This is a genomic window from Pinirhizobacter sp. (assembly GCF_035317885.1).
GTDB lineage: Bacteria > Pseudomonadota > Gammaproteobacteria > Xanthomonadales > Rhodanobacteraceae > Pinirhizobacter.
The window spans coordinates 1-4,991 of sequence record NZ_DATHFX010000242.1 but is presented as its reverse complement, the minus strand read 5'-3'; the positions used below and the strand labels follow the sequence as shown (position 1 = coordinate 4,991).

Below are 4,991 nucleotides of genomic sequence, written 5' to 3'. Positions count from 1 at the left end.
CGGCCTATAAACCGGCGCCGTGGGCCCGGCGACGATGCACTCCCACAGCGAACCCGCCCGAGCCGCGCGGAAATTTGCGGCTTCCTTCGCTCCGTGGCAAGCGTGGTCCTGATCGGGGATAATGGGGGAATTTCCTGCCTTTTCCTTGCGCGGACCGCCCTGGCGGCGGCCCGCCTGAAATCCCCCACGGAGCCAGCATGCAGTACATCTACACGATGAACGGGGAGCAAGATCGTTCCCCCGAAACGCCAGATCATCAAGGACATCTCGCTCTCCTTCTTCCCCGGCGCCAAGATCGGCCTGCTCGGCGTGAATGGTGCGGGCAAGTCCACGGTGCTCAGGATCATGGCGGGCGTCGATACCGACTTCCAGGGCGAGGCGCGTGCCCAGCCCGGCACCAAGATCGGCTACCTGGCCCAGGAACCGCAACTGGATCCGGAAAAAACCGTCCGCGAGGCCGTGGAGGAAGGCGTGTCGGAAATTCTCGACGCGCAAAAGCGCCTGGATGAAATCTACGCCGCCTATGCCGAGGAAGGCGCGGACTTCGACAAGCTCGCCGAAGAGCAGCAGAAGCTTGAGAACCTCCTGGCCGCCAACGACGCCCATGCGCTCGAGCGCCAGCTGGAAGTGGCCGCCGATGCGCTGCGCCTGCCGGCCTGGGACGCGAAGATCGGCCCGCTTTCCGGTGGCGAGAAGCGCCGCGTGGCGCTGTGCCGCCTGCTGCTGTCCAAGCCCGACATGCTGCTGCTGGACGAACCCACCAACCACCTGGATGCCGAGTCCGTCGACTGGCTCGAGCAGTTCCTGCACGACTATCCCGGCACCGTCGTGGCGGTTACCCATGACCGCTATTTCCTGGACAACGCCGCTGAGTGGATCCTTGAACTCGACCGCGGCCGCGGCATTCCCTGGAAGGGCAACTACACCGATTGGCTCGAACAGAAGGGCGAGCGCCTGGCCCGCGAGGAAGCGTCCGAAAAGGGCCGCCAGAAGGCGCTGGCCCGCGAGCTTGAGTGGGTGCGTTCGGCGGCCAAGGGTCGCCAGTCGAAGGGCAAGGCGCGCATCAACCGCTTCGAGGAACTGAACTCCGTCGAATACCAGAAGCGCAACGAAACCAACGAGCTCTACATTCCGCCCGGCGAGCGCCTGGGCCAGGAAGTGATCGAGTTCAAGAATGTTTCGAAGAGCTTCGGCGACCGCATGTTGATCGACGACCTGAGCTTCAAGGTGCCACCGGGCGCCATTGTCGGCGTGATCGGCCCCAACGGCGCGGGTAAATCCACGCTATTCAAGCTGATTATCGGCAAGGAAACGCCCGACAGCGGCGAAGTCAAACTCGGCCATACCGTGCAGCTGGCCTACGTGGACCAGTCGCGCGATGCGCTGGATCCGAAGAAGAACGTGTGGCAGGAAGTGTCCGGCGGCGCCGACATCATCACCATCGGGCGTTACGAGTTGCAGTCGCGCGCCTACATCGGCCGCTTCAACTTCAAGGGCACCGACCAGCAGAAGATCGTCGGCAGCCTCTCCGGCGGCGAGCGCGGCCGCCTGCACATGGCCAAGACACTGATGCAGGGCGGCAATGTGCTGCTGCTGGACGAACCGTCCAACGACCTGGACGTGGAAACCCTGCGCGCCCTGGAAGACGCCATGCTGGAATTCCCCGGCTGCGCCATGGTGATTTCCCATGACCGCTGGTTCCTCGACCGCATCGCCACGCACATCCTGGCCTTCGAGGGCGATTCCCACGTGGAATTCTTCCCTGGCAACTACAACGAGTACGAAGCGGACAAGAAACGCCGCATGGGCGACGATGCCGGCCCGAAGCGGGTGAAGTACAAGAAGCTGGCCTGACCCGACGGCCGCCCCACGGGGCGGCCGTTTCGCATGAGGAGACACGACCCATGTCGTTCATGACGCAACTGCGCGATGCCTGGCGCCAACGAAACACCCTGGTCTGCGTGGGCCTGGATCCCGAGCCCGGCCGGTTGCCGGCGGGCGCCACGAACGTGCTCGACTTCTGCAAGGCCATCGTCGACGCGACGGCGCCCTACGCATGCACCTTCAAGCCACAGATCGCCCACTTCGCCGCACAGCGGCTGGAAGGCGAACTGGAAGAACTCATCGCCTACATCCACCGCGAGCATCCGGGCGTGCCGGTGATCCTGGACGCCAAGCGCGGCGACATCGGCTCCACCGCCAGGCACTACGCCAGCGAAGCCTTCGACCGCTACCAGGCCGATGCCGTTACGCTGAACCCGTACCTCGGCCGCGATTCCATCGACCCCTTCCTGGAACGCGCGGACAAGGGCGTGATCCTGCTGTGCCGCACGTCCAATCCCGGCGGCGGGGATTTCCAGGCGCTCGATTGCAGTGGCGAGCCCCTCTACCTGCGCGTGGCCGAGACCATCGCACGCCAGTGGAACCACAACGGCAACTGCGCCCTGGTAACGGGTGCTACGTGGCCGGCGGAACTGGGTGAAGTACGCGCCCTGGTCGGTGAGATGCCATTGCTGGTACCCGGCATCGGCGCACAAGGCGGCGACATCGCCGCCGTGCTCTCGCACGGCGCCACCGCCGACGGCACGGGCCTGATGATTTCCTCGTCCCGCGCGATCATCTACGCAAGCGAAGGGGAAGACTTCGCTACGGCCGCCGGCGTGGCCGCGAAGTCACTGCGTGATGTCATCAACGATCACCGCCGGGCCGATTCCTGACAGCGGGAACAACCGGGGTTGGGGGTCAGAGTTATTACTCTGACCCCTGCGGTCTCTTCGGTCGGGTACGACAAAAAAAAACGCCCCTTTCGGGGCGTTTTTCCTTTCAAGCCTTGCGGCTGGATCAGGCCGCAGCGTCCTTGAGCTTCTTGAGCGGACGGATCTTCAGCTTGATCGAGGCCGGCTTGGCAGCGAACCACTGCTCTTCACCGGTGAACGGGTTCTTGCCCTTGCGCTTCGGCTTCGCGGCGACCGCCTGCGAGGTGACCTTGAACAGGCCCGGCAGCACGAACTGGCCGGCACCCTTCTTGTGCACCGAGGCACTCATGGCTTCTTCGAGCGCGACCAGAACGGCCTTGACGCCCTTCGGCTCCACGCCGCTCTGCGACGCGATGTGGGCCACGAGGGCCGTCTTGTTCAGAACTTCCTTGATAGGTTTGATCGAAGCCATCTAATGGATCCTCATTGGGATAAGTCAGTTATAGCGGTTGTAGATGCGCCCCCGGCGCCGTTACGGACTGTAATGCCAAGCGACACCTAAAAAACAGTCCTTTTTTAAGGCTTTTTGCGGGTTTTTCTGTATTGAGGCCCTAATGCCGAAGTCTGCGCAGAATGCAAGCCCCCATTTGCGGGGGTTGAGGAGGGGGCTTGAGGGCTGAAAGTTGAGGTCGTGGCCCCGGCGTGGCGATAGGAATTTGAAGGTGTTGGGGGATGGGTAGAGGCGTTTGAGCGTCTGGGGGTCAGAGCCATTGCCCGGGGGCGGGTGTCGTATTTGCGGAATGCCTGGGGCGGGGAAATGGATCTGACCCCAAACTTGGACCCCAAACTTGTCACGTGGCTGGGAGTTCGGGCCCACGGCGCAGGAACGAAGAATGAGCGATTTCTCGTAATAAACCCGGGTGCAATACCGAGAATCCTGCGTTTTTTCGTAACGTTTCCTTAACCGTTCGCTATCAAGAACACTCTAGTGCCCCTTCGGGTACTCGCCAGGGCAGTCGAACGGGCGTACCATTTGTTACGTAGACTTTAAATTTTCGTGGCTGTCCCCACCATTGGGGGGAACCTAAAAGGCGCTGGCGTGTTCAAAGACATGCAACGGGCGCCGAGCCGGGGAAATCCCTTCCCGAGCGACCGACCTAGACTTTGGAAACATCATCATGACCTTTGATTTCAATAGCGAATACTCCGCCGCCAACGAGGCGCCGTTCTACACCTGGACGCCTGCCGGGATGGTCTCGGCCACCGGCATCACGGCCCCCATGGTGGGTCCGGACGATGGCTACGACTGGTTGCGCGAAGTGGCCACCCGTCTTAACAAAGCGGCCTAATCGTCTGCCACGTCCAGACCGGGGAATAACACCTCGGTAAAACCGAACTTGGCGAAGTCCGTGATCCTTGACGGATAAAGCCGCCCAATAAGGTGGTCGCACTCGTGCTGCACCACCCGGGCATGGAAACCCTCCGCCGTGCGGTCAACGGCCAGGCCATCCGGATCGATCCCCTGGTAGCGAACCAGCGTGTAGCGGCTCACCGCCCCACGCAGCCCAGGCACCGACAGACAGCCTTCCCAGCCCTCTTCCATGTCCTGCGATATCGGCGTGATCACCGGATTGAGCAGGATCGTCCGCGGTACGGGCGGCGCATCGGGATAGCGATCGCTACTGTCAAAGCCGAAAATCACCAATTGCAGGTCCACGCCGATCTGGGGCGCGGCCAGGCCCACGCCGCCGGCGTGGAACATGGTGTCGAACATGTCCTGGACCAGCGCTTTCAGTTCATCGCTGCCGACCATCGCCGGCGGCACGGGCGGTGCCACGCGCAGCAGGCGCGGGTCGCCCATCTTCAGGATTTCATGGATCACGGCTCGCTCCTTGAATGCGTGGCGCCCCGGCGGGGCATGCATCGATAGGTATGGCATCCCCCCGCGCGGGAAGCAAGCCCCGGAAGACGCCTTGTTCAGGCCGGTGGATCCGGAGCGCATTCGACCAATGGCTAATGCCCGCGAACCCGCTTAAGCATTGACCCCCGGGGTGGTCAGGACGACCCTTGTAACAGTCTCACGGGGAGTCCTCGTCCATGAATGTTGCAACTGCAAAGGCCAGCCCGGCAGGAAAGATCCTCTGGGCCGTCATCGCCATCATCGGTGCCTGGTGCCTGGGCGTAGTCGCCCTGCGCCGCGGCGAACCGATCAATGCGATCTGGGTCGTGGCCGCGTCCATCGCGGTGTTCATGATCGGCTACCGCTTCTACAGCCGGATGATCGCTACCCAGGTA

General features: G+C 62.8%; 5 protein-coding genes and 1 pseudogene. 4 read left to right on the top strand and 2 right to left on the bottom strand.

Annotated features, from left to right (window positions below; translation table 11 throughout):
• The first annotated feature begins 197 nt into the window (after window positions 1-197).
• Both ettA and pyrF read left to right on the top strand, forming a co-directional pair.
• A pseudogene (gene ettA, locus VK519_RS07900) lies at window positions 198-1,854 on the top strand (energy-dependent translational throttle protein EttA).
• A gap of 50 nt (window positions 1,855-1,904) precedes the next feature.
• The gene (gene pyrF / locus VK519_RS07895; RefSeq protein WP_324348794.1) at window positions 1,905-2,717 is read left to right on the top strand and encodes an orotidine-5'-phosphate decarboxylase; all 813 of its coding nucleotides are present in this window, start codon (window positions 1,905-1,907) and stop codon (window positions 2,715-2,717) included.
• Between the two features lie 124 nt (window positions 2,718-2,841).
• Here the strand turns inward: pyrF and VK519_RS07890 are convergent, their stop codons facing one another.
• The gene (locus VK519_RS07890) at window positions 2,842-3,168 is read right to left on the bottom strand and encodes an HU family DNA-binding protein (RefSeq protein WP_250625101.1); all 327 of its coding nucleotides are present in this window, start codon (window positions 3,166-3,168) and stop codon (window positions 2,842-2,844) included.
• Window positions 3,169-3,874: 706 nt separating this feature from the next.
• Here VK519_RS07890 and VK519_RS07885 point away from each other — a divergent pair.
• Complete coding sequence (locus VK519_RS07885) at window positions 3,875-4,045, top strand: hypothetical protein (RefSeq protein ID WP_324348792.1); 171 nt, start codon at window positions 3,875-3,877, stop codon at window positions 4,043-4,045.
• On the opposite strand, the gene def is transcribed toward VK519_RS07885, so the two are convergent.
• Window positions 4,042-4,578, bottom strand: coding sequence for a peptide deformylase (gene def / locus VK519_RS07880; RefSeq protein ID WP_324348791.1), 537 nt, complete (start codon window positions 4,576-4,578; stop codon window positions 4,042-4,044). The genes VK519_RS07885 and def overlap by 4 nt on opposite strands.
• 215 nt (window positions 4,579-4,793) lie before the next feature.
• Between def and VK519_RS07875 the strand changes: the two genes are divergently transcribed.
• On the top strand, window positions 4,794-4,991 hold a 198-nt coding region (locus VK519_RS07875; RefSeq protein WP_324348790.1), incomplete at its 3' end, for a hypothetical protein.